The following is a 26,428-nucleotide window of genomic DNA, read 5'->3' as shown; positions in this document are numbered from 1 at the left end:
TCCGGTTTTGTACTTTCGCGTTTGGGTTTTTGTTACGACGGCAGGGGCCGGTTTAACCCGGGGCCTATCCGGGCCCCCCCATGTCCCCCCTTTGGGGGGCCCCCCCCCCCCCCCCCCCACGACAAAAGGGATAAAAAGAACGGTTTTACGGCATGGCTGAAGCCATGCCCTTCCGATTTGTGCCATCCCTGCGGAAACGATGAAACTAATTAAACCGCTCGTCCGCGGATGTAGGTGGCGACGAGGTTGTTCTTCGCGTCGAAGCGGTTGAGGTTGGCGAACGCTCCCGGAGCGAGCCGTGTCAGCTCCGGTCTGCCGAGCATGGCTGCAGGGTTGTGGGATGCAAGCCGAACCGCATCGCCCACCGAGGCATTGGTGAACCGCTGCAGATTGGCGACAGCGCGGTCCAGCGTCAGCACTGAGCCGGCCAGCGTCTCTTTTCCGGCGGCCATGTCCTCGACCAGCTGGGCACGGCCATGTGCCACGCGGACGGCCAGGCCGCCGAGTGTGTAGTCCCCATCGGGCATACCCGCTGCGGACATTGCATCGGTGACGAGGATGGCATGGTCAAGCCCCTTGGCCTGCAACCAGAGCCGCACCAGGGGGGGCGCGACGTGGATGCCGTCGCAGATGAGTTCGGCAAAGATAGCGGGATGATCGGGATGGGGATCGAGCACGGTGCCGAGCACGCCGGGCTCGCGGTGGTCGAGCGCGCGCATGGCGTTGAAGGTGTGAGTCGCGCTGTTGGCTCCGGCTCCGATGCCTGCGATGGCTTCGGCGGCGGTTGCATTGGTATGGCCCAGCGAGAGCTTTACGCCCTGCCTATGAGCGTGCGCGATCAGACCGATGGCGCCGGGAAGCTCGGGCGCGATCGTCATCAGAACGATGTGTCCGCGTGCCGCAGCCTGGAAACGGTCGAAGAGCTCGATGCTCGGGGTCTGCAACTCCTGCGTCGGATGCACGCCGCGTTTCGCACTCGAAAGAAATGGGCCTTCTAGGTGGATGCCGACGGGTTTCGCTTCGCCGTCGTGCGGCGCGGATTCGATGGCCTGGGCCAGGGCTTCGAGAGCGCGGAACGTGGCGTCTGGCGAGGCTGTCACAGTCGTCGGCAGATAGTGCGCGACGCCGCGTTTGGCGAGAAAGCGCTGGACCTCGCTGAGGTCTGCGGGAGAGGAGTACATGACGTCGTGCCCCATGGCGCCGTGGATGTGCACGTCGAAGAAGCCCGAGGTCAGTGTGTCCTGTTCGTTCGCCAGGGCGCGAGGGTCGGAGCTGATATCGGTGATGGTGCCGTCAGCGGAGACGGTGATCACGGGGAATTCGACCGAACCAATGTCGGTTACAAGACGGCGAGCAGTGAGCGTAGTGGTAGTCATGTCAGTTTGTCGATGCCGGGGGTGGTGCGGGGATGCCTGTTTCAGTTGCGCTGGGAAGCACTTTGTTGTCCGACCACTGACGCTGCGCGGTGCGGACCTTGTCCATGCGCGAGAGCCAGAGGGCGATGGTGTAGTCGTAGTGTTCGAGCACAGGCCGCAGCGCGTACGGACGATTCGTCCGCAGCCAGCTTTGCGCGTACAGATCGCGCAGCAGAGAGTAGCCGTCCTTGATGTCCTGGATGCGTCCGTTGACGCCGTTGATATCCGACAGGAGCGCGTTGACGGAGGGCTTGATCGTCCTGTCGCTGGAGTTCGAGGTCACCTGGGCACGAGCGTAGTCGCGTGCGATCTCGTCGGCGAGTTGGAACTTGAGGCCGATGAAGTCCATGCGCCGAGCGCCAAGCTCCAGCGCGTCGATGGCGTCCGCCTCACGGAGATTGGTCGGGTTCGAAGGAAGCTGGTTCGTCGGGGTGTAGACGACGGGCGAGGCTGCTGCCGGGGCCGCGGCGCGGGCCTGGGCGATCAACTCGAGGGCCTTTTCCGCGTGCAGACGAAGCTCATGCACGTAGGGACGGATCTTGGCCGCGTTCTGCTGCTGGTCTTTGGCCCAGGGGTCGCTCCAGAAGAGCAGATCGGAGGCGTCGCTTACCTTGGCGTCGGTCTTGAGCAGTTCATGGGCGGCCATCAACTCGAGCTGCGCCTGGTTGAGTTTGCCGGTCATGTCGCCGTGAAAGACCTGCGCATAGGTTTGTTCGAACTGAGGAATCGAGCTTTCGCCCTGCTGCCAGGCTGCTGCCGCGCCGAAGAGGATGCCGTACCAGTTGTTGGAGGCCAGGGCTTCGCCGTCGTCGTACCAGATGGTGTTGAGCTGGCCGGTAGCGCCCATGTGCTGGCCGTCGCGCGTGAACTGCTGGATGTTCTCGAGGCCGAGGTTGTAGTTCGGGTAGACGCGCGACCAGTTGTTGATGCCGGGAGCGACCCAGGTCTCGATACCCGCGTCGGTGTAGGGCTTCAGGTACTTGGCGAAGCCGTGCGGGTTGGGGTTGTACTGCCAGCCGATGGCGATGGTGTCGCGCTTAAAGCTCTCAGGCATGGTCTTGAGCAGGTCAGGCGAGTCCTGGGCAATGTCGCCCCAGAAGAGCAGACGGCGATTGAGCGGGCGCAGGGTGATGTCGATCTGCTGCATGAAGTCGAGGTACACCTTGCCGAGGCCGTCGCGGTCCACTGCCGCCTTGGTCTGGCCGAGGCCCAGGTCCTGGGTCTCATCAGCGCCGACGTGCAGGAAGGGTGAGGGGTAGAGCTGCGCCAGCTCACTGAACTCCTGTGAGATCAGCTTGAGCGAGCCGGGCTGTGCCGGGGCAAGTACCGCGCCGTGGGGCGTCTCGGCAAGCTGCTGGTACACCTCCGAGGTCAAGGCATGGTGCAGATGTCCGAACGCCTCCTGCTCGGGCACGACCATTACGTGGTACTGCTTCGCGTAGGCGACGAGCTCGCGCGCGTCGTCGGCGGTGATGCTGCCTCCGGGAGGCGCGGGCAGGGGATTGGAGGCGTACTGCTGGGTGTGCTCGAAGTAGGGCGAGTAGAGGTTCTCTTTGTACGCCGCGATCGTGCGAACGATCTTCTTCTGGAACTCCAGGGTGTCGACCGGGCCGCGGGAGAGGTCATCGTCCAGGCCGCGATACTTCATGGCGGGCCAGTCGCGGATGTTGGCAGCGCGGAGGACGAACTGGCGGTTTCCGGCGGGCTCGATCATCTGCTTGACCGTCTGTGCGGCGTAGAAGACGCCCTCGGCGGTCGCGCCGGTGAGGGTCAGCGTGCCGGGAGTGGAGACGATGGTGTAGCCCTCGGGCTTCATGGCGTCGGTAAAGGACGCGTCCGGGTGCTGGGCGAGGCGTTGCAGCACAATGCGCAGGCCGGAGCCTGTCTCCGGGATGCCGCGCTCGGCGAGGGTGATGCGCAGATCGGAGAGGGTGAACTGGTCCTCGCCGGTGCAGGCTGTGCAGACGAGGGTGACGCCGTTGTTCAGCGGCTGATCCGGCCTGGGGGTGACCACTCGCGGCATCGGGATAAGGTGCGGCGTGGACTGTGCGGCTGCCGGCAGAGCAAGGGCCAGGAGTGCGGCGAGAGAACAAAGGCGCATGAAAGTACGGTACACGGAGAAGCAGGTAACAGTGAACAGGAAACAGGAAATAGCGAACAGGAAACAGCAAAGACGTAGGCAGGCATACTAGTTTGCCGTTGTTTGTTTTTCGTCGTCATCCTGAGCCGTAGGCGAAGGACCCCCGCATTGGTAGTGGCACCGAGGCTAAGGTCGAGACCACGAGATCGTACCCGAACGGTCTTAGTGCACACGTGCATCTGTGGTGGCGCGAATGCGGGGGTCCTTCAGCTACGCCTCAGGATGACGACGAAAAACACATACAGGTGCCGCCTAAATCGGTGCTGCCCCGTTGATGATCGCGACGCCCTGCGGTGGCGTGAAGATGAAATCGCTGTCTTTTGTGGGGATGTTCTCGTGCATGTCTGCAAAGGTAAAGGTCGTCGTCGCGCCGTCGGTCTCTTCGATACGCATGGTATGGATGGCTCCGGTCGTATCTACGGTGAGCGCGAGCGAGCGGACGCGTTGCTGCATTCCCTTGGGCGTGCCGGAGAGGGTATACCCGCCGTTCACGGCAGTCAGGCTCAGGCCGTCGAGTTCCTTGGCCAGCTCGGTGTGGCCGAGCAGAAAGCGCAGCGGAGAACGCAGGTCGTCGAGCTGTTTCTCAGGGATGCGCTGCGCCTGGGCGTCGCCGGGTGTGTAGGAGATGGCGTTCTTGCCGTCCAGGATAAAGAGCTTGCCTGCGGGAGAGTCATAGGACCAGCGCATGCGCCCTGGCTTGCGAAGCGTCAGGCTGCCGGTCTCGGTGCGATCCAGTCCCATGCCCTGATAACGCTCGGTGTAGCGCGCCTGGAGCGATTGCAGGTGGTTGTAGTGGGCGTCCACCTGATGGGCGAGGGAAGCGGCCGTAGGCGACTGGGCTGCGAGGGGAGAGGTGAGTGCGAAGAGAAGCAGAAGATTTTTCATGCGAAGTCCTGACACCTGCTTTGGCTCCGAAGAGGGCCTTGGCAAGCTGCTGGAAAAGACGAAGGCCGCCCGAAGACGGCCTTCGTTGTGAATCGGCAAAGGACTACTGCAGAAGTTCGGTGCAGTTGGTGCCGCCCTTGGGGTCGTAGTGGATCTCGTTGCCGTCGGTGCAGAAGCCACGGTCGCCGGTCTTGCCGACGGTGTTGGGAACAGCAGTGATCTGGTACCCCGTGTACTGGTCCTGATTGTTGACCGTCACCTTGGTGCAGTTGGTGATGGCGAACATATAGCCTGCCTTGTTGCCGGTGGCCAGATCCTCGGGGATCAACTGAGCAGCCTCAGCCGTGGGGGCTCCGGCGTCCGCCTTGCCGCCCATCGCGGCCAGGGTGCAGGAGAACCCGTGGGTCGGGTAGGTCGAGCTGTACGTGCCTTCCTGGGCGTTGAGGTCGCGCAACGAGGAGATGGCCGAGGTTTCGTTGGCCTTCTTGACGGTCTTCTGCATGGCTGGAATCGCGAGCGTCGCCAGGATGAGGATGATAGACATGACGATCAGGAGTTCGATCAGGGTAAAACCGGATTCTTCGTGATTGCGGCGGGTCTGCATATTCATGGCTTCCTCGAAAATGGCGCAGTCGTTGCAGCGCACAGTTTGTCCGTTTCAGAGTATAGACGTTTGGGGCGGGGGAAGGGTTTAGCCAGTGTGTATCTTTGGCGTCGCGGGTGGCTTTCTTTCTGCCATTCTCACAGGGGAATGGCAGAAAGAAAAGCAGGAACAATGGTTTAGCAGACCAGGTCGGCGCGCTCGATCTTCAGGCCGCCCAGGTTGCCGAGCAACGTCAGCGCGAAGTTTTCGGGCTGGAAGAGCTGTTGCGCCAGCCGCTGGATGTCTTCGCGCGAGACCTGGTCGACCTCTGCGGTGAGATCTTCGACCGAAAAGAACTGGCCGTAGTACATCTGCTGCCGTGCCAGGTTCGACATGCGGCTCGACGAGCTTTCGAGGCCCAGCACCATGTTGCCCTTGGACTGGTCCTTGACGCGCTTGAGCTCTTCTTCGCTGACCAGTTCGCGCTTCATGCGGGAGAACTCGGCAAGCGTCAGGTCGAGGACCTCGCGGGTCTTGTCGATGGCGCATCCGGCGTAGACCGCCAGGGAGCCCGTGTCGCGGAAGGGGTTGGTCTCCGAGTAGATCGAGTAAGCCAGGCCACGCTCTTCGCGGATTGACTGGAAGAGCCGCGAGCTCATGCCCCCGCCGCCGAGGATCGAGTTCAGCAGATGCACTGTGAACCGATCCGGGTGCGAGACCTCAAGCGACGGCATGGCGAGGCAGAACTGTACCTGTTCCAGGGACTTCTTGTTCTTCAGCGTGATATGCGGAAAGGCCTGGGGGGCAGCCGAACGGACGAGTTTGGAGCCGGAGCTGGCCGAGAGCGAGCCGAAAGCCTGGGCTACCTGTGCCACAAAATCATCATGGTCCAGGTTGCCGGCTGCGGAGAAGACCATGTTCGGCGGCGTGAAGAGGCGAGCGTACTCGTTGAAGACGATCTGCTGCGTAAAGCTGGAGACAGTCTTCGCCGTTCCGAGGATGGGGCGGCCCAGGGCATCGTTCTTCCAGAAGTTCTGGGTGAAGAGCTCATGGACCAGGTAGTCGGGGTTGTCCTCGTCCATCTTGATCTCTTCGAGGATGACACCCTGTTCGCGGGCGAGGTCGTCGGGAGCGAAGGTGGGGTGGAGCACGAGATCGGTCAACAGATCAAGCGCGGCAGGGACGTTCTCGTCGAGCACCTTGATGTTGAAGCAGACGGTCTCTTTGCCGGTAAAGGCGTCGAGGTTTCCGCCGATAGAGTCGACCTCGCGGGCGAGCTGCTGGGCGGAACGCGTGGTCGTGCCCTTGAACACCATGTGCTCGATGAAGTGGGCGATACCGTTGACTGCTGGGGCTTCGTCGCGTGAGCCGCTATCGATCCAGACTCCCATGGAGACGGAGCGGAAGTGCGGCATGCGCTCCGTGAGTACGAGCAATCCGTTGGGGAGGGTCGTCTTGCGGATATCGCGAGTATGTGTGGGGGCGGTGGTGAAGGTCGCGTTCTCCGCGACCGGGACAGAAACTGGCATCCACTCTATTGTTTCACGACTTTGACGGTGCGACGTCCTCCTCTTCGGCGGAAACGACGGTGCCCTGGTGGTAGAGGATCTGCCAACCTCCGGGGGATTTTCGCCAGATCGTAGCTCGCCGGGTGAGACGCTCGCCCTGCCGCAGGGTGTAGGTGAAGAGGTAGGTGTCCGGGCTGAGGCGGCGGCACTGGTGGTCTGAAGTCTGCCAGCCTGCGGCGTCGGCATCGACGGGCGGGTTCTGCTCGAGGGTGTGGAGAATGAAGTCGCGGCTGTAGCGCCGGCCGGAGGCTCCGACCTCCCAGTAGCCGGGCGAGGTCATCTGCTCGAAATCGGCCTGGGTCGAGGCGAACTCCGGGCGGTGGAAGATGGGTTCACGGCGGCGAAGTTCTTCCAGCACGGGGAGCAGGTCGGGTTCGATATGAGTGAAAGCCTCGGAAGAATGCATGGCTTGATTGTAGGGAGCAAGTAAACTGGAAGGATGGATATGCACGCGCTTTTCGGAAAGACACTGCCGGAGTTGACCGAGCTGATGGCTGGTTTGGGGCAGAAGCCGTATCGCGCGCGGCAGGTGTTCGAGGCCCTGTACAAGCAGCGGGTCGGGTTGGTGGAGGATGTGACGACGCTTTCGCAGGAGCTGCGGGACCGTTTGATAGCAGAAGGTTTTGCGATAGGGCTGCCGGAGATTGCGCAGACGGCGAAGTCGGTCGACGGTACGGAGCGCTACCTGATGCGCATGGCCGACGGCGAGACGGTAGAGACTGTCTGGATGCCGGATGGCGATGGCGGCGAACGCGGGGACGGGAGTGAGGCCGCGGAGGAAGAGTCGGCGGAGGTGGTTGTCGCCGAGGAGGCTGTGGACGGTGGTTACTGGTCGCGGCGGGGTAATGGGCGTGACCGGTCGAACTTCGGCACGCTGGCAGAGCAGGGATTTCGCCGCGCGACGATCTGTATCTCGAGCCAGGTAGGCTGCGCCGTAAACTGCCAGTTCTGCCTGACGGCGAAACTAGGCATCAAGCGCAACCTCACTGCGGGGGAGATCGCCGGGCAGGTGGCGGCGGTGCTCAATCGCCACAAGATCCAGATCGGCAAGGACCGCATCAACCTCGTGTTCATGGGAATGGGCGAGCCCTTTCTGAACTATGAGCAGTTCATGCAGTCGGTGCGGGTGCTGGTGGAGGGAATCGGGATTCCGGAGTCGCGGATGACGGTATCGACCTCGGGGATTCTGCCGGGGATCGAGGCGTTCGCGAAGGAGACGATGCGTCCTAAGCTGGCGCTCAGCCTGAATGCAAGCAACGATGTGGTGCGTGAGCGGATAATGCCTATTACGCGCAAGTGGAACATCGCTGCACTGCTGGAAGCGGTACAGAAGATTCCCCTGCGTACGCGCGAGTGGGTGACATTCGAGTACGTCCTGCTGGGAGAGGTGAACGACCAGCCCGAGCACGCTCGCGAGGTGCTGGAGCTGCTCGACGGTATACGTGCCAAGGTGAACCTGATCGTCTGGAACCCAGGGCCGGGGATTGATTATCACCAGCCAAAGCCGGCGGATGTTGCGGTCTTTCAGAAGATGTTGATTGAGGGTGGGATTGCGACTTACATCCGCAGGCCGCGCGGGCGAGATATCTATGCGGCGTGCGGGCAGTTGAAGCGGACCGTGGTGGAAGAGAAACCGCAGTTGGTGGAGATTTCGGCGGCGAGTTGAGGAAAAGCATCGCGGTATTTGTCATGCAGATGAATTACAATCTGCCAAGAGGAATGTCATGGCCGCTAATGCCTTAGTTCAAACTCGAATCGATGCTGACGTAAGAGATCGCGCTACGGCGGTTCTCGAAGAGCAGGGTATGACTGTCTCCGAAGCCGTGCGGATTCTTTTGACTCGGACTGCGAACGAAGGAGCTCTGCCTTTTACGCCGGCGAACAATGAGGCCTATAACGCCTGGTTCCGTGCGAAGGTGCAGGAGGCGCTGGATGATCCAAGGCCCCTTATTTCGAATGAAGAAGCTAAAGCACGTTTTGCGGCTCAGAAGGCCAAACTTCGCGCAAGGATTCACTGATCCATGCGTGTGAGATGGTCAGAAGACGCATCCTTAGATCGTGCGGATATTGTGGAGTACATTGCCAACGACAACATCGAAGCGGCGATCACTGTTGGCGAACGAATCGAAGATCAGGTCGATGAACTTGCCAACCATCCTTGGATGGGGCGTGTAGGCGAGGTTCAAGGGACGCGTGAGTTAGTGATCCAACGAACCCCATACATCGTGGTTTACCGAGTAGAGGACAATGTGGTGGATGTTATGCGTGTGCTGCATGGTGCGCAGCAATGGCCGGCGTAATTCTGAAAGCTTACTGATTTAGCGCCAACTGCAGCACAGTCTCCGCAACATGATCATAGCTATGCCGCAGCACCTCGCCCTCATGGGCGAAGTTGCCGGTGATGGGTTCTACTCCCAGCGCACGAATGCGCTCCAGATCTGCTTCGATGGGCTCCTGGCCTTCACGGGCGTACTGCACGATGGTCTCTTTACGCAGGGGAGCCACGTTCACGAGCGCATAGTCGAAGATCTGCGCGCCGGCGTGGTCGAGAATCTTTTCAATATGCTGCGAGGCCGTCAGGCCCAGCGATTCGTTGGCCTGGGTCATCAGGTTGCAGATGTAGACGCGTGTGGCCTTGCTGGCGGCGAGGGCCTCGGGGATGCCTCGAACCAGGAGATTGGTAATTAGCGAGGTGTAGAGCGAGCCCGGGCCGAGCGTGATGAGGTCGGCGTTGGCGATGGCTTCCAACGACTCCGGAAGGGGGCCGGCATCGCTGGGCTCCAGCATCAACTCCACAATGGACCGCTTGCTGGCGGTGATGTTGGTTTCGCCATAAACGAGGGAGCCGTCATCCATCTGCGCCGCGAGGGTGGCATAGGCCGTTGTGGAAGGGTAGATACGGCCGCGTGTGGCGAGAATCTGTGAGCTGGTCTGTACGGCCTGTGCGAAATCGCCGGTAATGCCTGTGAGCGCCGCGAGAAAGAGGTTGCCGAAGCTATGCCCCTGGAGATCGCCGCTGGCGAAGCGGTGCTGGAAGAGGCGAGAGAGCAGGTGTTCGTCCTCAGAGAGCGCCACCATACAGTTGCGCACGTCGCCCGGGGGGAGCATGTTGAGGTCTTCGCGCAGGCGGCCGGAAGACCCGCCGTCGTCGGTGACCGTGACGATGGCGGAGAGTTCGCGGATGAGGCAGGGGATGTTGCTGCAGTTCTCAGGGGAGAGCTGTTTGGTTCCCGGTGCTGCCACGTAGCGCTTCAGGCCGCGCAACAGCGTGGAGAGGCCTGTGCCGCCGCCGATGGCTACTACGCGGAGCTGTTTCGAATCTGGTTTGGACATGCGTCAGCTTTAGTTTAGACGCACAGGGCGTGACAGGCATCGTGTGCCGACCGGACGCATCCTTGCGTGTTCCTTACTTGGACGCAAGGCCGGTCGCCTGAGATGGCTCAGGCTTCCGGGTAAAGCAGCTCGGTAAAGCGCGGGTCTTCGGCGACGCCGTCGAAGTCGGAGTCGGCGCGCGCCTGGAATCGGTTGTGCGCGTTCAGGCGGATGGCTTCGCTGAGATGATCGATGCACTTCTGCGTATCGCCCGTAATGCTGGCCAGCAGGGCGAGACCGTAGAAGGCATAATCAGCAGCCTTCTCCTTGAGCAGGATCTGCTCGAAGTGTTCGCGTGCATCGTCGTAACGGCCGTGATTCAGCAGCGAGATCGCATAGTCGTAGCGCTCTTCATGGGTCTCGAAGCTCGTCGTGCCCTTGGAGACATGGCTGAGACAAGCGGCGATGTACATGCGGATACGATCGGCAAGGTCATGCGGAGCGGTATCGAGCATCTGCAGGAAGGCCGAGTGGGCCTTCTCGTATTTGCCCGCCTGCATGAGCTTCAGGGCCGTCTCGTAGAGAGCAAGCGTCTGTTTGCGTGCGGCGGTATCGTCGGCTTGAGCGCTGCCGGCGAGAGTTCGCGGCGACCGCTTGGCGTGTAGGGCGCCGTCAGCCGTGGGGGCGGTGTGGTTTGCGGTGATAAGGGTTTTTCCCGACTTCGTGGACATGGTCTTCTCTGCAATGAAACCTAAATCGTTGTTGAGGGCCGTATAAATCTTGGGTTTCGCTGTTGAAGTCTTCTCGGTTTTATACGGGCGAAAGGTCGTGGCGGTCAAATGGAGCTCAACCGTCCGGGGTCAGCGGCCTGCTGTAAAGCACCGGATTGAGCGCAGGGTCGTTGTACATCTTCAACTGGCGGTAGAGTTTGAAGCGGCGTTTGCCGTTTCTCACCTCGGTCCAGAGCGTGGCGAGACACGAGGTAAGGTCGTCGCGCTGTTCGAGCAGCAGCGCGAGCCGCTCCCGGTTTCTCTGGTGATGCTCGGCGCTTGCCTCCTTGCGCCGTGTCTCCTCTTCGGTGTGGAAGATCTTCAGGGCAAGAATGGAGAGCCGATCGACCATCAGCCCGGGAGTCTCGGAGTTCAGCGGCAACTCCACGGACTGAGTGGGAATGCTTTCCAGCAGAGCGACGTCGATACGCTCGACAAGATCGTTGCGCCGCTGGTTCAACTTGTCGATCGCGCGTTTGACAGCGGCGATGGCCTGGTCGGCGGCCAGGGGATCGCGAGCCGCGTCCTCACGGTGCCAGAGATCGAAGTTGGCGCGGTGCTGGTCGAGAATGAGGGTCTCGAAGGCGTCGCGGGCCGTCTGGAGAGGCGCAGAGCTGTCGTGCCAGTGCGCAGTGGCCTGGTCCTGCAATAGGGAGATGTGAAGAGCATCAAGCATGGGATAGCTTCTCGCATGGTACTCGGTGTCTGATGCAGAACCAAGGGGTATGTACTTCCTTGAGATGCTTGTTACGCCTCAAACGGAGTGCAGGTTCCTTCTCTTCGACTCCCTTGAGGGGTGGAAAGGGGCATCGGAACTACGAGCGCAGCGGCAAAAGCTTGTAAGCTCACGGCTTGCGCGAGGACCCGTTGACGGCGACACTGACAGCATGTCCTCTGCGAATGTGAAGCGTGTGCTGCTGTATCGGCTTGGCAGCCTGGGCGACCACCTGGTAGCGCTTCCTTGCTACCGGCTCGTTCAGCGTGCGTTTCCCGAGGCCGAGCGCAGGCTGCTGACCAACATCCCTGTAATGAATAAAGCAGCGGCGGCGGAGGCCGTGCTGGAGGGCAGCGGTCTGGTCGAGGGCTATCTGACCTATGTCGTGGGCGAGCGCAGCCTGCTGGCCCTGCTAAAGCTGGCCTGGACGATCCGGCGATGGAAGCCGGATGTCCTGGTTTACCTGGCCGGAGCACGAGGCGAAAAGGCGGCGCGGCGCGACCGGATGTTCTTTCGGCTGTGCGGTATACGGCAGCAGATCGGCCTCCCTTTGACCGAAGATCTACAGCGCCATCGCAGCGAAGGAACGCGAGAGGGAACGCCGTGGTTTGAGCAGGAAGGGCGACGGCTGGCGCGATGTGTCGCGGAGCTTGGCGATGCGGGGGTGGATGACCCCGCAAACTGGTCTCCGGGATTGACGGGCGAAGAGCGGCAGGCTGGCAGGGAACTTGCACAGCCTTTTGGCGGTGCTCCCTTCTTTGCGTTCAGCCTGGGCACCAAAGCGCAATCGAATCAATGGGGCGGAGGCTCGGAGGGCACGGCTCGCTGGCAACAGTTGTTGTCGAGGCTGGCGGCAGCGTGGCCGGGGTATGGCCTGGCGATTCTTGGAGCCGGTGATGAGTACGAGGCAAGCGAGAGCGTCGCCGAGGCCTGGCGATCGGTTTCGGGGGCGGGGCCTGCGGTCAACCTGTGTGGGGCTGCGAAGCCACGGGTAAGCGCTGCCGTTATGGAGCAGGCGGTGATGTTCTTCGGCCATGACAGCGGACCAGCCCACATGGCGGCGGCGGTGGGAACGCCGGTGCTGGGAATCTTCAGCTCCAGGATGATGCCGGGAGAGTGGATTCCCAATGGGGAGCACGTGCGGGTTGTGCTCCACTGGGTGGAGTGTGGTGGCTGCAAATTGGAGACATGCGTCGTCCAGGGCAAAAAATGCATCTTGTCCATAGGGGTCGAAGAGGCCTGGCAGGCCACGCAGGAGCATCTGACAAAGATGCAGGAGCGCGGCATTCGAAGATTGCCGGAGCTGGAGGAGAAGAGATTTTGATGATGCAGGAGATTCATGCGGTTCTGAGGTTACTGGAGGGCGGCTTCGGCAACCTGAAGGTGTTGGTGGTGGGCGACCTGATGCTGGACCGCTATATTCTCGGCGAAGTCGATCGCATCTCGCCGGAGGCCCCGGTGCCTGTCTTGCGGCATGTACAGCGCTATGAGCGGCCCGGTGGGGCTGCGAATGTGGCGATGAATCTCGCAGGGCTCGGCTGCCAGGCTCTACTGGCCGGTTTCTGGGGAGACGATACGGAGCAGCGCGAACTGGCCGTATTTCTTGAGACTGCGAAGATCGATACGGTGGGGGTTGTTTCAACTGCCTTGCCGACGATCTCGAAGACGCGCATTCTCGGGCGGATGCAGCAGCTCCTGCGGTTAGACATCGAGAGCCGCGAACACCCTACCGCTGTCGACCGGCAGCGCCTGCAGGAGCGCGTCGAACAATTGATTCCGAAGGTGCATGCGGTCGTGCTCTCGGACTACGCCAAGGGTGCTCTTTCGGCGGAGCTGTGCGAGGCCGTAATCCGCACTGCGAAACGGCTTGGAGTTCCGGTACTGGCCGATCCCAAGTCGCCGGATTTCAGCAAGTACTCCGGCGCAACAACGGTCTGCCCGAACCTGAATGAGCTCGCTGCAGCGACCGGTGTTCCGGCGCATGAGCTTGAGGCTCTGCTGGCGGCGGGTGAGGCGCAGCGGCGCGAACACGACCTGAAGTTCCTGACGGTCACGATGAGCGAGAAGGGCATCCGCGTGCTCTCGGATGCGGGGTCGTATCACTCGCCTGCCCGGGCGCGCGAGGTGTACGACGTCTCCGGCGCAGGAGACACCGTGATTGCGACGATGGCGGCGTGTCTGGCTGCTGGCCTGAAGAACGAGACGGCCGTGGAGCTGGCGAACCTGGCTGCGGGTATCGTGGTGGCGAAGGTGGGCACGGTTCCTATTGCGCGCCATGAACTGGTCGCCGTGCTGACGCCTTCGAGCGGCATCTCGGGAGCGGAGAAGATCCTCGATGGCGAACGCCTGACCCAGCGCATCGCGGAGTGGCGCGCTGCGGGGGAGACCATCGTCTTTACGAATGGCTGTTTCGATCTTCTACACGTCGGCCACATCACCCTGCTTGAAGATTGCAGACGATTTGGCTCGAAGCTGGTGCTGGGATTGAACTCGGACGATTCGATTCGAAGGCTCAAGGGGCCGTCACGGCCGATCGTTGCTGATCGCGAACGGTCGAGAGTGATGGCAGCGCTGGCGGCGGTGGATGCGGTGGTGTTGTTTGAAGAAGATACCCCCCTGGAATTGATTCGCGCGGTGAAGCCTGACGTCCTTGTAAAGGGCGGGGACTATATTGCGGAGAGCGTCGTTGGTTATGAGGATGTGACGGCTCGGGGTGGGCGTGTCGAGATCGTGCCTACGGTGGAAGGTTTTTCCACGACAAACATTGTGCGGAAGCTGCAGGGCGAAAAGTAAAAGTTTGCACACACAATCGTTCCGGGAGTTGGCAAGAATCGGAAGGGCACGGTTTCAACCGTGCCGAAACATGGGTTCTAATTTCTTCTCCCGTCGTCGGGACGCAAAGCGTCCCGACGACGGGAGAAATCGAGATGGCTGAAGCTGTGTAAGCCTTAATTGCAGTGCGGTATTTGTGGTGATGCGGGCAAAATACAAGGGTCTCTAGACGCAAAGCGCGCTAGAGACATTTGAATCACGCTCTGTATCGAGGGGTCTCTCCACTACGCATGACGATAAAACCATCATGCTCCGGTCGAGATGACAAGGTATGGGTAAGTAGGTCGAGATAGCTGCATGAGGAGATGGCATGGAACGGCGACCGGCGATGTTTTGCATCAGCACCTACGAGAAGGGCCAGGCGTTCCTGCGCGAAGCCGCTGCGCTGGGCTGTGATGTCACACTGCTGACCATCGAGAAACATGCAAACGGGGACTGGCCGAAGGATAGCCTGGTGGATTTCCAGACCATGCCCGCGGGGCTTACGCCGGAGCAGGTGCTGAACACTGTCACCTACTACGCCCGCACTCACCGTATCGATCGGATCGTTGCCCTGGATGAATTCGATCTGGAGACAGCGGCACTGTTGCGCGAGCATCTGCGGTTGCCGGGGATGGGGCAGACCGCGACACGATTCTTTCGCGACAAGCTGGCGATGAGGACTGCGGCGAAGGCCGCTGGAATCGCGGTCCCCGACTTCTCGCCCGTTGTGAACCACGAAGACATCCGTCACTTTCTGCAGAACACGCAGGGACCGTGGCTGCTGAAGCCCCGGTCGAGCGCCGCGGCGATCGGGATCAAGCGAGTGGGGCATCCGGACGAGATCTGGCCGCTGCTCGAGCAGCTTGGAGATGCTGCCAGCGAGCATGTGCTGGAGTGCTTTGTCCCCGGTGAGATCTTCCATGTAGAAGGGATCACCTGGGACCGCGAGGTGCTCTTTGCCGCCGCCCACAAGTACGGCAAGCCTCCCATGCAGACCATGCATCACGGTGGTGTCTTTACAACGCGAACTCTCGACCGCGAAAGTGACGACGCGATATCTTTGCGCACGATCCATGCGGCAACTTTGTCGGCGTTGGGGATGATTCACGGTGTTACGCACAGCGAATTCATCAAGGCGCACGCGGATGGCCGTTTCTACTTCCTTGAAACTGCCGCCAGAGTCGGGGGCGCCTTTATTGCCGAGGTGGTGCAGTATGCCAGCGGCCTGAATCCCTGGACGGAGTGGGCGAGGATCGAAGTTGCCCGGTTGCGCGGGGAACGCTACTACCTTCCCGAGTTACGTCAGGACTACGCCGGCAGCGTGATCTGCCTGGCACGACAGGAGCAGCCCGATCTGTCGGCCTACGCAGACCCGGAGATCGTCTACCGATTGCCTAAGCATCATCATGCAGGGCTGATCGTGCGCTCGGACTCGGCCCAAAGGGTGGAGTCTCTGCTGGAAAGCTACGCTGGGCGGTTTCTCGAAGACTTTTACGCGCGGATGGACGTGCCGGACAAGCCGACGTCGTAACGCTTTTTGATCGGGGACATCCACTTCTGTGGGAAGGAATATGAGACCCGGGTCATCTGGCCAACAATGACAAAATGCTGACAAGAAGTGGCGCTCAACTTGAAATACTAGAGCCGGAGCTGTCATGCAAAGACTACGAGAAGAATCATCCATACCCGCCTGGAGTAGCGATGAATTCGACTCCCCTGTATCTCCGCACATCGAGCCTGTTTATTTCGATAAGGATCTGGACGCCTGGGTTCTGAGCCGTTACGAAGATGTACTCGCAGCGTTTCGCTCTTCGGGTCTCAGCAACAATGGCAAGTCGCTCAGGACCACGGAAGACGACGAGGCCATGGAGAAGATGCGCGCAGAGGCAAGGGAAGCGCTTTCTCCAGCCCAGCTTCGTGCCTGGTCGGAGGTCATGACCCCTGTTATCCAGGCACGAGTTCAGAGTCTGCCCGAAGGGTCCCCTGTAGACCTGCTCGATGCCTACGTTAGACCGAATTGCCTTGACCTGGCGGCTCTTGTGACAGGAATTGATCCGCAAGAGGCTGCGCGACTGCGAACACTTGCCGGGACTGTCTCGGCGGCAGCTGCAGAACCCTATGATCCCGCCCTTCGTGCGGAGTCAAAGTCTGTGACCCCCGAGCTTCAGGCTTGCTTCCACGCGAGGGCCGAGGCCCTGCGCGACTCCGGATTCGTCGCACTCTCGCATACGCTGGCTTGTATGCTGGCGAATGCGTTCTATGCCTTGTTGCAGAATCCGCAGCAGTGGACACTCGTTCATCTGGAGCCCGGCCTGGTTGAGCAGGCGATTGAAGAGTTGATGAGGCACGCCGGCCTGACTCGCTTCCTGCGCCGTCAGGCAACGGAAGATCTGGTGATAGGGGACGCTTCCATTCGCCAGGGAGATCGATTGATCCTGCGTATCATCGCGGCCAATCACGATCCTGTCCGCTTCGTTCAGCCGAATGAGCTGGATGTATGTCGCCGTGGAGCAGGCCACTTGAGCCTCGGAGCCGGATCTCACGCGTGTGTAGGAGCAAGTCTCTTGCGCATGGCTTCTGTTGCCATGCTTCGTCCGCTCGTTGAGTTATTTTCTTCTGCGGGCTTGGCGGAACCCGTCACCTGGCAGGGCGGCTCAGGATTTCGATCTCCAAAAAATCTGCCGGTTGTTCTTCGGAGAAGTGTCGTTTCTTAGAAGAGGGGCACCAAGGGGAACATCCGTCCTGCATCCAGATCGTCTCGGTAAAAGCGCTCTATCCGACCTGAAACCCAAGAGGCCAGCCGATACTCAGGCTGGCCTCTTTCTATTTAGGCAGGATGCATTGTCATGCATTCGAAACGCGTATCCCGCTCACGCTTGTTTGGGATACCTGGAAACCCTGCTAAGTGGTTTATTTTCTTGGTGAGCGGGCTGGGGCTCGAACCCAGGACCAACGCCTTAAAAGGGCGATGCTCTACCAACTGAGCTACCCGCTCGCTCTTCTTTAAAGTAGCACAGCCGGAGTGCTGCAGAAAGACAGGCAAAAGCCTATAGCTGTATTTTTACTTGATTCTGCGGCCCGGTAAACGTATAAAAACAGGCACGTATTCCGCAATGAGTTGTATGCAGGCTAAGACCTGCGGGAGAAGCTTCGGCGACTTCATTGATCGCGGTTGAATGGAGACCTCCCGATGCTGTTTCGGGTCAATGCACGTCCAGTAAGCCGCTGTTGTCTTGCCGGTTTGTTTTTTGTCCTTGTAGCCACACCGCTTTACGCGGCAAGCGGTGTCCCCGACTGGGTGCGAACCGCAGCGCACCAGACCCTGCCCAATTTTCCCGAGACAACCAAGGCCGTCGTGTTGCTCGATGAAACGACCTATACGGTTGCACCGGATGGCAGCGCTGTCGAACATCTGCGCCATGTCGTGAAGATCCTGCGTCCCCAGGGGCGCGAGTATGGCTATCCGTCCGTGTGGTACGACAAGGACTCCAAGGTGCTGTCGATGCATGTGTGGAGCATCGACCCGGCGGGGCATGAGTATGCCTTGAAGGACAACGAGATCCAGGACTTCAGCCCGCCGGGAGACGGTGGCCAGCTCTACTCCGATGACAAGGCCAAGGTCGCCGATCCTCCGGGACGCGATCCTGGCGGCATCGTCGCCTATGAGTATGAAAAACGCGAGCGGCCGTACCTCGCGGAGACGAACTGGTACTTCCAGGATGAGATCCCGCATGTAACGCAGAGCTTCGTGTTGGTGCTGCCGCCGGGCTACAGCTATACGACGACCTGGGCGCACCATCCGCAGACCGATGGCATCGATCTTGAAAACCACCACTACCGGTGGGACATGAACAATGAACCGGCCATCGACCTGGAGCACATTCCGATGCGTCCGGCCTCTGGTTCGCTGGAGGCGCGAATGACGGTCCACTACTCCGGGCCGGGACTTGCGCAGCCTCAGGAAGGTACGTGGAAGGGCATCGGAGAGTGGTACGACTCGCTGGCGCATGATCGCATCGTCGCGACGCCGGACATCTCCGCCAAGGCCGCGGAGCTTACTCAGGGCAAGACCGACTTCTACGATAAGTCGGAGGCCATCGGCGACTTCGTCCAGCAGCAGATTCGTTATTTCGTGATCGAGATGGGCGTTGGCGGCTATCAGCCCCATCCGGCAGCGGATATCTTTCGTGGCCGTTATGGCGACTGCAAGGACAAGGCCACCCTGTTGTCGGCGATGCTCTCGAGTGTCGGTATCCATAGCGCTCTTCTGATGGTCGACACGCAGCGTGGAGTCATCGATCCCGAAGATCCTTCGATCCACGGCAATCACATGATTGCCGCGATCGAGGTTCCTCAGGGCTATGAGTCGCCGAAGCTGCACAGCGTGGTGACGGCGAAGACCGGCAAGCGCTACCTCATCTTCGACCCGACGTGGGAGAAGACACCCTTCGGCCAGTTGGAAGACAACCTGCAGGGAAGCTACGGTGTGCTGCTGGAAGGGGCGAACAGCCAGGTGATCCAGCTTCCGGTACTCGATCCAAAGTTCAACAGTATTCGCCGTTCGGCGCGCTTTCAGCTGGATGCCGATGGAACGCTGAAGGGAACGGTGACGGTCAAACGCTTCGGCGACCTGGCGGAGCGAGAGCGCTACCTCTTTACGCATGGCGACGCGAAGGAGCAGCAGCAGTACATCGACCGTACGTCCTCGCGGGATTTTGCCGCGGCGTCGCTCACCGATCTAAAGGCGGAGAACGCAGAGGCTCTGAACAAAGATATGACGACGAGCTACGCGATCTCGGCGAGCCATTTTGCGACGGCGGCTGGTCCTTTGCTGATGGTGCGGCCGCGCGTGCTGGGTTCGTTGGACATCCCTGTCGACCACAAGGCTCGCAAGGTGGGGATCGATCTGCGCCAGACGATGCAGGCCAGCGACGACTTCGAGATAGAGCTGCCTGCCGGTTACGTCGTCGATGAACTTCCCGATCCCGTAAAGGTCGACCTGGGATTCGCCAGCTACGAGAGCTCGACCGAAGTGCAGGGCCAGACGTTGCACTACAAGCGTGTCTATACACAGCGCGAAGTGACTCTGCCGGCGGACAAATACTCCGAGCTGCAGAAGCTGGCAGGAATCATCGACAACGATGAGCAGAGCCGCGCTGTTTTGAAGCGTAAATAACGTTCCAGATTTTGGGCCTGCAACCTAAGTAGAAACGATACGAAAGAAGGTCTAAAGAGCAACATGCTGAGTTCATCTCCTATCCGTTGGCGCAAATTGGATGTCCCTTGTTTGAATGTCTCTTTGCGGAGTGCCATGCGCGCTGGCTTGCTGTTGGCCGTTGCACTGGCACCCGTTGTAGCTCATGCCGCCGATCCCTTTCTGAAGCCTACGAAAGAGGAGTTGGAGATGAAGTCTCTGCCCGGCTACCCGGGAGCGGCTGCGGTCGTGCTCTTTCGCGAGGAGATCTCCAAGGATGATCTCCATGTATTTCAGAACTACAACCGCATCAAGATCCTGACGGAAGAGGGCAAGAAATACGCCAATGTCGAACTGGGCTTCGTCAGTTCGAGCGCTTCCGCTTACATGGAGAATGGCGACGACAAGATGGTAGGAGATATCATCGGTCGCACGATCCACGCCGATGGCACGATCATCCCATTCACCGGCAAGCCGTACTTGAAGGTGATCGAGAAGACCAAGGGATACAAGGTGCGGGAGAAGGTCTTCACTCTGCCGGATGTAGAAGTGGGCAGCATCATCGAGTACCGCTACTCTACCCGCTATAACGACTACGTCTATGAGGCGCCCGATTGGTATATCCAGGGCGATCTCTATCTGAAGGCGGCGCATTATGTCTGGTATCCGACGGGGCATGAGATGACGGACGGAGCGACCGGAGAGGCGATCAACTCGATCTCCTGGCTTCCCATTCTGCCTCCGGGAACGGAGTTGGTGCATCGCGATCTTCCTGGCACAGACGCCGTAGGCCGGGTTTTGCGGGTCTACGAACTCAATATCAAGGACGTGCCTCCGCAAACGGAGGAAGAGTTCATGCCTCCTATCGCGAGCTTCAGCTATCGCGTGCTGTTCAACTTCACTCCGTATCGCACTCCTGCCGAGTACTGGAAGTCGAGAGGTAAGGTCTGGTCGAAATCTGTCGATGGCTTTGCAGGTCCGAATTCGGATCTGAGATCGGCAACGGAGTCGATCATCGCCGGAGCGAATACCCAGGATGAGAAACTGCGCAAGATCTATGCCGCAGTGATGGCGCTCGAAAATACAAGCTATACGCGGGCGCATGAACAGAGGGAAGACAAGGCCGAGGGTCTGGGTAAGGTCAGCAATGCGAGCGATGTCCTGTCGCATAAGCGCGGAGATAGCGCGCAGCTTACCGAGCTTTTTGTCGGCATGGCCCGTGCCGCCGGGATGAAGGCTTACATGATGCTGGTGCCTGACCGTTCCAGTGAACTCTTTGCCCCAGGCCGAATGAGCTTTAGCCAGTTCTCTGACTTGATTGCCATTGTGAATGTCGATGGCAAAGAGCAATTTTTTGCTCCGGGATCGCGGTACTGCCCTTACGCTCGTCTTCCCTGGGAGGATACGGTCGCGCAGGGGCTTCGTCAGGTGGAGGGCGGCACCGATTTTGGACATACGACGGAAGAGAACTACAAGGACAATAAAACAGTTCGTATCGCCAACCTGAAGATGGACGAACATGGCGGCATCACGGGCAAGATCAACATCACCTTCGACGGCGCGCCTGCGCTGCACTGGCGTCAGCAGGCCTTGCAGGGTGATGAAGAGAGCATCAAGCACAGCCTGCGCACCTCTCTGGAAGAGATGCTGCCAAAGACCCTCGAAGTCAAGGTCTCCGAAATTCACGGAATCAGCGACTACGAGAAACCGCTCACGGTCGACTACGAGGTGAAGGGAACGCTTGGAACTCCCACCGGAAAGCGGCTGGTACTCCCTGTGGACCTCTTCCGTGCGGGATCGACGGCGACGTTTACCCATGAAAAACGCGAGCTTGCGGTGTACTTCCATTACCCGCAGATGACGCAGGATGCGCTGCGCATCAACTTCCCGGCTAACTTTTCTATTGAAGGCAGCCCTGCGTCGTCGCGAGTCGATATGAAGGGCAGCGGCCTGTACAACATGACGGTCACTCCGGCGCCGACAAATGTGACGGTGCGGCGAGACTTTATCTTCAATGACCTTTTTGTCATGCCGAAGAATTACCCTGGCCTGCGTTCGTTCTACTCGCAGTTTGAGGCGAAAGACCAGGAAAGCATCGTGCTGAAGGTTGCGCCTGTAGAGGCTTCGACGAGCGCCGGACCTGAGGTTAAGTAAGCCGTGCGAGTTAGAGAATGGAAGAGCATGCCAACGAATTGCGCGCCGCGCGTTCCGTGACGCTTCAGCGTCACGGAGACGGAGGGTAAGGGAGGCAATCGCATTTAGGCTACGGAATAAGGCCACGCGAGAATGGGGCTTTAGGTAGTGTCTGACGAATCGGGCACAGCAACGAATCAGATATTTTCTTCCCCCCACAGAGACGTCATCCTGATACTTTGTTCTCCCCATAGAGACGTCATCCTGAGCGTAGCGCCTCGCGTATTTTGCGAGGTGCGGAGTCGAAGGACCCCGAAAGGTTTGATCTTACCCAGGAGGTTGGGACCTTTTCCAGCACGAGAGTTCAGGCTCGAGCGCTCGAGGTAGAAAAGGTGCAAAGGGCATGGACAAGAGGTCAACCAGCTTCTTGGTGGGCAGCGAGATCAACCCTGGAAGCTCAATGGAGCGCAGAGGCTTGTACCCATGGCCACCTCAAAATCTTCTCTCCATTTGGTTCTGCAGTCAGACTGAATCGTCATCCAGTTTCATCCCTACCACGGCCACTGTAAATGCTTGTCCTCTCTACTCCGGTCGAAAGTATGTGACATTGGCCTAAAGGCCCATTCCTGCCTTGCCTGAATTCCTTCTACCTGGATTGCTGTAAACGCTTTGCGGCTGCGGGAAAGAGATCGAGCGCTCGACGACCGATTTGCTGTACCTGCTCTCGGGTCAGCCCAGGATATTCAAGCAAGGCTTTCAGATTGGCATTCATGGTGCGGTCCGTCGAACAGGGGACGCCACAATCCGAACCATAAACCAGGCGGTCTGGAGTCGTCATCGTGAGTGCGGGGGCCAGTCCGGTTGGACAAACGCCAGCCGTATCGAGGAAGAATCGCTGGAGGTACTTCCGCATTTCATCCGTTGTGACCTGATGGGGATTCGGAATCCAATCCTCATTTCCCAGCAGCAGCAGGCGTCCGGACAGGGCTGGCAGGGCGCCTCCGCAGTGCGCCAGGATCATCGTAACGTTGGGGTACTTACGAAAGGTGCCTGCATAGATCATGTCCGTGACCGTACGGGCCGTTTCAAAGGCTACCTCCATCAACGCACAGGGACGTCCCATCACTCCACCCGCATAAGCATCCGGATGCCCAAAGACAACCGCGTGTCTTCTGTCGAGTTCCTCCCAAACCGGCTCCAGGCGTTCATCGCTGAGATACACGTCGTTGTAGCGAAACGTCATGGCAAAGCCATCGGCACGAAGGTCGTCAGAAGCGCGCCTGATTTCGTCTATGGCCGAACTTGGATCGTCCGTCGGAATGGCAGCCAGAAACCCGAAGCGGTTGGGATACTTCTCTACCAGCGCGGCTGCGTAGTCGTTCGAGACGCGAAGCTTGTCACGCATCTTGGGAATGTTGCTGAGCATCTGCATGGCGATGCCGGCACTGTCCATGTAGGCGAGCGTGCTTTCCGGGCTCCACCTGGGGGCGGCAGGGCTGGTCCAGCAGCCTTTCTTCATCGCTTCCCAGCGTGCATGGATCTCTTCTTCTGTTTCGGGCGGATAGAAATGAGCATGGACATCGATCCATTGGTTTACCAGGACTTCCTTCATGTATCTGCTATGTGCCCCCTAAACTCGCTCGATCCCGTATCGAGGGATTCCCGTTCGAGCAGCCTGGACACAATGGTACACAGGAGCAAGAAGTGTCGGTTGTAAACGCTCGACCTGGCAAAGGATGATCACTTCCCACAAGACGACTTCACAGGACCGATCCGGCGACCTCTGCAGAGCTTCGGCACAGGTCTAAAACCTTCAGCAGTGTGATCGCCAGAAAAGCCGGGTCGAATGTCGCATTCATCTAAGCTACGAGGGTGCTGATGGGTGCTGAAAAATTGCTGGCTGCCCAGAAGCGCGTTTGGCGGCAGCTATCCGAGAGGGTTGGATGCAGTCTCCGATAGCTACAGGACTGCTCGATCTAACTCCAACGACCTTTCACATGCCGGTGAAACTGCATCACATGCACTACCATCGAAAAAGCGTTAGACCGGTGCGGACAGCGATTCCGCTAGCGCTCGAAAGGTTCTATGTCATCGGTTCAACGCAACAATGTAAAGATAAGCGGCAACGGCTCAAAAACTATGATGTTCGCACATGGTTACGGCTGCGATCAGAATATGTGGCGCGGAGTTACGCCCAGCTTCGAGGAGCACTTCAAGGTGGTACTGTTCGACTACGTTGGTTCTGGTGATTCCGACCCGTCAGCATTCAATCGAACACGGTATAGCACCTTAAACGGCTATGCGGCGGACGTGATCGAGATCATTGACGAGCTAAAGCTCAAGAAAGTGAACTTCGTCGGACATTCCGTGAGTTCAATGATCGGCGCGCTTGCGGCCATTAAGCGCCCCGAACTCTTCGAGAGCATCGTTATGATCGGCCCCTCGCCCAGCTATATCAACGAGGGGGAATATGTCGGCGGCTTCGAGCGTGCCGACATCGAAGATCTGCTGGAAATGCTGGACAATAATCACTCCGGTTGGTCGGCGATGATGGCTCCGATTATTATGGGGAACCCTGAGCACCCGGAGTTTGCCGCGGAGTTGGAGCAGAGCTTTTGCAAGACTGATCCCATGCACGCGCAGCACTTCGCTCGTGTGACGTTTCTCTCCGACAATCGGGCTGATTTGAGTAAATTGAAGACCAAGACGCTGATACTGCAGTGTGACAAGGATGCGATCGCTCCTACCATCGTGGGAGAATATGTACACAAATGCATTCCGGGGAGCCAGTTCGTGATGCTGAACGCGACGGGTCATTGCCCGCACCTGAGTTCGCCCGGCAACGTGACGAAGGCGATACGGGAATTTCTGCTGTAGAAGACGAGATAGACTACCGCGACCTGTTCGACGACGCTCCGTTTTCCTATCTTGTACTCGATATGGCCGGGACTGTCGTGCATGCGAACGCCAGCCTTTCCCGCCTCATCAAGCTTGATTTGGATAGCCAAATCCACTTCGGCTTCCGAACGTTGCTCACATCAGCGGGAGCGATCTTCTTCGACACGCAGCTTCTACCGAAGCTCTTGCTGAGTGGCCGGTTGAACGAGACGGCTCTCGACCTACGGGTGGGATCTGCACGTGTTCCAGTCTTAGCCAACTTCTCTCTGAAATATGAAGCCGGTGTTCCCATTCAAATCCGAGTCGCTCTGTTCGACGCTTCAGAGCGCCGCTCCTATGAGCGAAACCTGCTGAGTTCTCGGAAGGAGGCCGAACAGGTTGCCGAAGTGATTCTGCGTTCGTCCGACGCCATTATTACGTTGCACGCAGACGGCAGAGTCAGGAACTGGAATGATGGCGCGACCAAAATGTTGGGCTTCAACTCTTCGGACGCGCTGGGCAGATTGCTTCCGGACTTGATCTCTACAGACGATACCCGGGCGGCGTTTCGGAAGTCTCTGGAGGTGCTGAACACAGGACAGGAATACTCCGGCGAGACAGTCGCCCGCTGCAAGGACGAGTCCCGCGTGGAGGTTTCCTTCAAACTCACTCCACACATGGAAGCTCCAGGGACACTCGTCGCCTACTCTGCGGTACTTCGGGACATCGCGGATCAGAAGATCGCTGAACGAGCGCTGCTTCAAAGCGAAAAGCTAGCGTCCGTTGGCCGCCTGGCAAGTTCCATCGCGCATGAGATCAACAATCCTCTGGCGTCGGTAACAAACCTGCTTTACATTCTCGGATTGCAGGTGCCTACCCCTGAACTGAAAGCTCTCGTGGCACAGGCCGAGGAAGAACTCGCCAGAGTTTCGCAGATTACGACGCATACGCTACGGTTTCATAGACAGAGCAGTCATTCGACCGACCTGGACATTGAGAAGTTGTTTCATTCGGTCGTGGCGCTTTACCGAGCTCGTCTCCGCAATTCATCGATCACGGCAGTCATTGACCGGTGCGATGCGAAATATTTGCGGTGTCACGAAGGGGAGCTTCGCCAGATCGTGTTGAACATCGTCGCGAATGCGGTCGATGCCATGAAGCATGGCGGCGTCCTGTCTATGAGGTGCCGCGAGTCGACCAATTGGGCAAACGGACAAGCGGGAGTTCGGCTTATCATCGCCGACAACGGAACCGGGATGGACGCAGATATCCTGGCGCGTATCTTCGAGCCCTTTTTCTCGACAAAGGGAATAGGAGGAACCGGCTTGGGTTTATGGGTGACCGAGGATTTGGTTGAAAAGAACGGCGGAGCGATGCGGGTTCGAAGTTCAAAGCGCGAGAGCTCACATGGGACTACCTTCAGCCTCTTCTTTCCGCATACGTCGGAAGGCAGTCAGGCTCTACGTAGAGATTAAGGCTTCGCCCCTTCGGTCCTCATGAGTCGGCTTGTCGGAAGTAAGCCTGTCCGAAGACCTCTGCTGAACAACGGCAGAGGTCGCTATATTTCGGGCCTAAATCGCAGAGGGTGCTGGCGAGGGTGCTGAAATTTGGAATCTCCGGTTTTCCCAGTGTTTTTGAATGCCCAAGGGTGCTGTCGATAGCCATCAACGCACATGAAATCATTTAGATACAACCAGTTAGCGTAACTGTCACGGCAGAGGTCGATGCCATAATCCGATTCGTAACGGGAAACGCGCTTCCCGACAGCAATCCGCCCCAGAAGGATCACTTCCCACAAGCCGACTTATCGGTACCGATTAGCCGCGTGCAGGAAGGAATCCGGCGGAAGTGATAGTGCGGCGGCTGGCATGCTGCACCGTCGGACACCGCCGTATTCTACGAGCAACTTCGGGTGACGCTAGCTACGGCCCGCACCGTTCCGTCCCTCGCACAAAACAGGTAAGCGTCTCTTTGAACCTCAGCATGGAAGGCGGCAGCTTGGTCGCCGGCAGCGCGTGAGGA

General features: G+C 59.2%; 21 protein-coding genes and 1 tRNA gene. 11 read left to right on the top strand and 11 right to left on the bottom strand.

The window, feature by feature from the left end; genetic code table 11:
* Positions 1-209 precede the first annotated feature (209 nt).
* The 6 genes from nagA to HDF15_RS25070 form a co-directional block, all read right to left on the bottom strand.
* A complete protein-coding gene (nagA, locus tag HDF15_RS25095; protein WP_184261088.1) occupies positions 210-1,376 on the bottom strand; it encodes an N-acetylglucosamine-6-phosphate deacetylase in 1,167 nt (388 codons plus the stop codon).
* 1 nt (position 1,377) lies between these two features.
* Entirely contained in the window at positions 1,378-3,516 is a 2,139-nt protein-coding gene (locus HDF15_RS25090; protein ID WP_184261085.1) for a beta-N-acetylhexosaminidase, read from the bottom strand.
* Between the two features lie 291 nt (positions 3,517-3,807).
* Entirely contained in the window at positions 3,808-4,440 is a 633-nt protein-coding gene (locus HDF15_RS25085; RefSeq protein ID WP_184261082.1) for an outer membrane lipoprotein carrier protein LolA, read from the bottom strand.
* 103 nt (positions 4,441-4,543) lie between these two features.
* Positions 4,544-5,050 (bottom strand): type II secretion system protein, encoded by a 507-nt coding sequence (locus HDF15_RS25080; RefSeq protein WP_311733209.1) that lies wholly within the window; start codon positions 5,048-5,050, stop codon positions 4,544-4,546.
* A 170-nt stretch (positions 5,051-5,220) separates the two neighbouring features.
* Positions 5,221-6,552: a pitrilysin family protein gene (locus HDF15_RS25075; protein WP_184261079.1), complete on the bottom strand. Its 1,332-nt coding sequence runs from the start codon at positions 6,550-6,552 to the stop codon at positions 5,221-5,223.
* Between the two features lie 13 nt (positions 6,553-6,565).
* On the bottom strand, positions 6,566-6,997 hold the full coding sequence (locus HDF15_RS25070; RefSeq protein WP_184261076.1) for a DUF4440 domain-containing protein: 432 nt from the start codon (positions 6,995-6,997) through the stop codon (positions 6,566-6,568).
* A 39-nt stretch (positions 6,998-7,036) separates the two neighbouring features.
* Between HDF15_RS25070 and rlmN the strand changes: the two genes are divergently transcribed.
* Genes rlmN through HDF15_RS25055 form a run of 3 tightly spaced genes read left to right on the top strand, consistent with a single transcriptional unit; the run spans position 7,037 to position 8,891 of the window.
* The gene (rlmN, locus tag HDF15_RS25065; protein ID WP_184261073.1) at positions 7,037-8,257 is read left to right on the top strand and encodes a 23S rRNA (adenine(2503)-C(2))-methyltransferase RlmN; all 1,221 of its coding nucleotides are present in this window, start codon (positions 7,037-7,039) and stop codon (positions 8,255-8,257) included.
* Between the two features lie 58 nt (positions 8,258-8,315).
* Positions 8,316-8,609 carry a type II toxin-antitoxin system RelB/DinJ family antitoxin gene (locus tag HDF15_RS25060; protein WP_184261070.1) on the top strand — a complete coding sequence of 98 codons (294 nt, stop codon included), beginning with the start codon at positions 8,316-8,318 and terminating at the stop codon, positions 8,607-8,609.
* Between the two features lie 3 nt (positions 8,610-8,612).
* Positions 8,613-8,891 carry a type II toxin-antitoxin system RelE/ParE family toxin gene (locus HDF15_RS25055; RefSeq protein ID WP_184261067.1) on the top strand — a complete coding sequence of 93 codons (279 nt, stop codon included), beginning with the start codon at positions 8,613-8,615 and terminating at the stop codon, positions 8,889-8,891.
* A 10-nt stretch (positions 8,892-8,901) separates the two neighbouring features.
* On the opposite strand, the gene yvcK is transcribed toward HDF15_RS25055, so the two are convergent.
* The 3 genes from yvcK to HDF15_RS25040 form a co-directional block, all read right to left on the bottom strand.
* A complete protein-coding gene (gene yvcK, locus HDF15_RS25050) occupies positions 8,902-9,924 on the bottom strand; it encodes a gluconeogenesis factor YvcK family protein (protein ID WP_184261064.1) in 1,023 nt (340 codons plus the stop codon).
* A 107-nt stretch (positions 9,925-10,031) separates the two neighbouring features.
* The gene (locus HDF15_RS25045) at positions 10,032-10,634 is read right to left on the bottom strand and encodes a lipopolysaccharide assembly protein LapB (RefSeq protein ID WP_260331382.1); all 603 of its coding nucleotides are present in this window, start codon (positions 10,632-10,634) and stop codon (positions 10,032-10,034) included.
* 115 nt (positions 10,635-10,749) lie between these two features.
* Positions 10,750-11,349, bottom strand: coding sequence for a DUF4254 domain-containing protein (locus tag HDF15_RS25040; protein ID WP_184261058.1), 600 nt, complete (start codon positions 11,347-11,349; stop codon positions 10,750-10,752).
* A gap of 211 nt (positions 11,350-11,560) precedes the next feature.
* Here HDF15_RS25040 and HDF15_RS25035 point away from each other — a divergent pair, with 211 nt between their 5' ends.
* The 4 genes from HDF15_RS25035 (at position 11,561) to HDF15_RS25020 (ending at position 16,916) form a co-directional block, all read left to right on the top strand.
* Positions 11,561-12,712 (top strand): glycosyltransferase family 9 protein, encoded by a 1,152-nt coding sequence (locus tag HDF15_RS25035; RefSeq protein ID WP_184261055.1) that lies wholly within the window; start codon positions 11,561-11,563, stop codon positions 12,710-12,712.
* Positions 12,712-14,181 (top strand): bifunctional D-glycero-beta-D-manno-heptose-7-phosphate kinase/D-glycero-beta-D-manno-heptose 1-phosphate adenylyltransferase HldE, encoded by a 1,470-nt coding sequence (gene hldE, locus HDF15_RS25030; protein WP_184261050.1) that lies wholly within the window; start codon positions 12,712-12,714, stop codon positions 14,179-14,181. Before HDF15_RS25035 ends, hldE begins: the two co-directional genes overlap by 1 nt.
* Positions 14,182-14,530: 349 nt before the next feature.
* Complete coding sequence (locus tag HDF15_RS25025; protein WP_184261047.1) at positions 14,531-15,733, top strand: acetyl-CoA carboxylase biotin carboxylase subunit family protein; 1,203 nt, start codon at positions 14,531-14,533, stop codon at positions 15,731-15,733.
* A 124-nt stretch (positions 15,734-15,857) separates the two neighbouring features.
* A complete protein-coding gene (locus tag HDF15_RS25020) occupies positions 15,858-16,916 on the top strand; it encodes a cytochrome P450 (protein ID WP_184261044.1) in 1,059 nt (352 codons plus the stop codon).
* A gap of 205 nt (positions 16,917-17,121) precedes the next feature.
* On the opposite strand, the gene HDF15_RS25015 is transcribed toward HDF15_RS25020, so the two are convergent.
* Positions 17,122-17,197: transfer RNA gene (locus HDF15_RS25015), tRNA-Lys, on the bottom strand.
* Positions 17,198-17,392: 195 nt separating this feature from the next.
* Here HDF15_RS25015 and HDF15_RS25010 point away from each other — a divergent pair.
* Together HDF15_RS25010 and HDF15_RS25005 are read left to right on the top strand one after the other, a co-directional pair.
* Positions 17,393-19,378: a DUF3857 domain-containing transglutaminase family protein gene (locus HDF15_RS25010; RefSeq protein ID WP_184261041.1), complete on the top strand. Its 1,986-nt coding sequence runs from the start codon at positions 17,393-17,395 to the stop codon at positions 19,376-19,378.
* 135 nt (positions 19,379-19,513) lie between these two features.
* Positions 19,514-21,550, top strand: coding sequence for a DUF3857 domain-containing protein (locus HDF15_RS25005; RefSeq protein WP_184261038.1), 2,037 nt, complete (start codon positions 19,514-19,516; stop codon positions 21,548-21,550).
* 625 nt (positions 21,551-22,175) lie between these two features.
* On the opposite strand, the gene HDF15_RS25000 is transcribed toward HDF15_RS25005, so the two are convergent.
* Positions 22,176-23,141: an amidohydrolase family protein gene (locus tag HDF15_RS25000; protein ID WP_184261035.1), complete on the bottom strand. Its 966-nt coding sequence runs from the start codon at positions 23,139-23,141 to the stop codon at positions 22,176-22,178.
* A gap of 473 nt (positions 23,142-23,614) precedes the next feature.
* Between HDF15_RS25000 and HDF15_RS24995 the strand changes: the two genes are divergently transcribed.
* A complete protein-coding gene (locus HDF15_RS24995) occupies positions 23,615-24,406 on the top strand; it encodes an alpha/beta fold hydrolase (RefSeq protein ID WP_184261032.1) in 792 nt (263 codons plus the stop codon).
* Entirely contained in the window at positions 24,346-25,881 is a 1,536-nt protein-coding gene (locus HDF15_RS24990) for an ATP-binding protein (protein WP_184261027.1), read from the top strand. The genes HDF15_RS24995 and HDF15_RS24990 overlap by 61 nt, the downstream gene beginning before the upstream one ends.
* Positions 25,882-26,428: the final 547 nt, after the last annotated feature.

This window comes from Granulicella mallensis (assembly GCF_014203225.1).
GTDB classification, from domain to species: Bacteria; Acidobacteriota; Terriglobia; order Terriglobales; family Acidobacteriaceae; genus Granulicella; species Granulicella mallensis_A.
Note: the sequence above shows the minus strand (reverse complement) of the source record. Positions and strands in the feature narration are given on the sequence as shown.

Coding starts and splice junctions, on each gene's coding strand:
- HDF15_RS25000 (WP_184261035.1), bottom strand. CDS start 23,141: ATGAAGGAAGTCCTGGTAAACCAATGGATCGATGTCCATGCTCATTTC.
- HDF15_RS25070 (WP_184261076.1), bottom strand. CDS start 6,997: ATGCATTCTTCCGAGGCTTTCACTCATATCGAACCCGACCTGCTCCCC.
- HDF15_RS25040 (WP_184261058.1), bottom strand. CDS start 11,349: ATGCTTGATGCTCTTCACATCTCCCTATTGCAGGACCAGGCCACTGCG.
- HDF15_RS25005 (WP_184261038.1), top strand. CDS start 19,514: ATGCGCGCTGGCTTGCTGTTGGCCGTTGCACTGGCACCCGTTGTAGCT.
- HDF15_RS25080 (WP_311733209.1), bottom strand. CDS start 5,050: ATGAATATGCAGACCCGCCGCAATCACGAAGAATCCGGTTTTACCCTG.
- HDF15_RS25075 (WP_184261079.1), bottom strand. CDS start 6,552: ATGCCAGTTTCTGTCCCGGTCGCGGAGAACGCGACCTTCACCACCGCC.
- HDF15_RS25055 (WP_184261067.1), top strand. CDS start 8,613: ATGCGTGTGAGATGGTCAGAAGACGCATCCTTAGATCGTGCGGATATT.
- HDF15_RS25045 (WP_260331382.1), bottom strand. CDS start 10,634: ATGTCCACGAAGTCGGGAAAAACCCTTATCACCGCAAACCACACCGCC.
- HDF15_RS24995 (WP_184261032.1), top strand. CDS start 23,615: ATGTCATCGGTTCAACGCAACAATGTAAAGATAAGCGGCAACGGCTCA.
- HDF15_RS25060 (WP_184261070.1), top strand. CDS start 8,316: ATGGCCGCTAATGCCTTAGTTCAAACTCGAATCGATGCTGACGTAAGA.
- HDF15_RS25010 (WP_184261041.1), top strand. CDS start 17,393: ATGCTGTTTCGGGTCAATGCACGTCCAGTAAGCCGCTGTTGTCTTGCC.
- HDF15_RS25020 (WP_184261044.1), top strand. CDS start 15,858: ATGCAAAGACTACGAGAAGAATCATCCATACCCGCCTGGAGTAGCGAT.
- rlmN (WP_184261073.1), top strand. CDS start 7,037: ATGCACGCGCTTTTCGGAAAGACACTGCCGGAGTTGACCGAGCTGATG.
- hldE (WP_184261050.1), top strand. CDS start 12,712: ATGATGCAGGAGATTCATGCGGTTCTGAGGTTACTGGAGGGCGGCTTC.
- HDF15_RS25085 (WP_184261082.1), bottom strand. CDS start 4,440: ATGAAAAATCTTCTGCTTCTCTTCGCACTCACCTCTCCCCTCGCAGCC.
- HDF15_RS25025 (WP_184261047.1), top strand. CDS start 14,531: ATGGAACGGCGACCGGCGATGTTTTGCATCAGCACCTACGAGAAGGGC.
- HDF15_RS25035 (WP_184261055.1), top strand. CDS start 11,561: ATGTCCTCTGCGAATGTGAAGCGTGTGCTGCTGTATCGGCTTGGCAGC.
- yvcK (WP_184261064.1), bottom strand. CDS start 9,924: ATGTCCAAACCAGATTCGAAACAGCTCCGCGTAGTAGCCATCGGCGGC.
- HDF15_RS25090 (WP_184261085.1), bottom strand. CDS start 3,516: ATGCGCCTTTGTTCTCTCGCCGCACTCCTGGCCCTTGCTCTGCCGGCA.
- nagA (WP_184261088.1), bottom strand. CDS start 1,376: ATGACTACCACTACGCTCACTGCTCGCCGTCTTGTAACCGACATTGGT.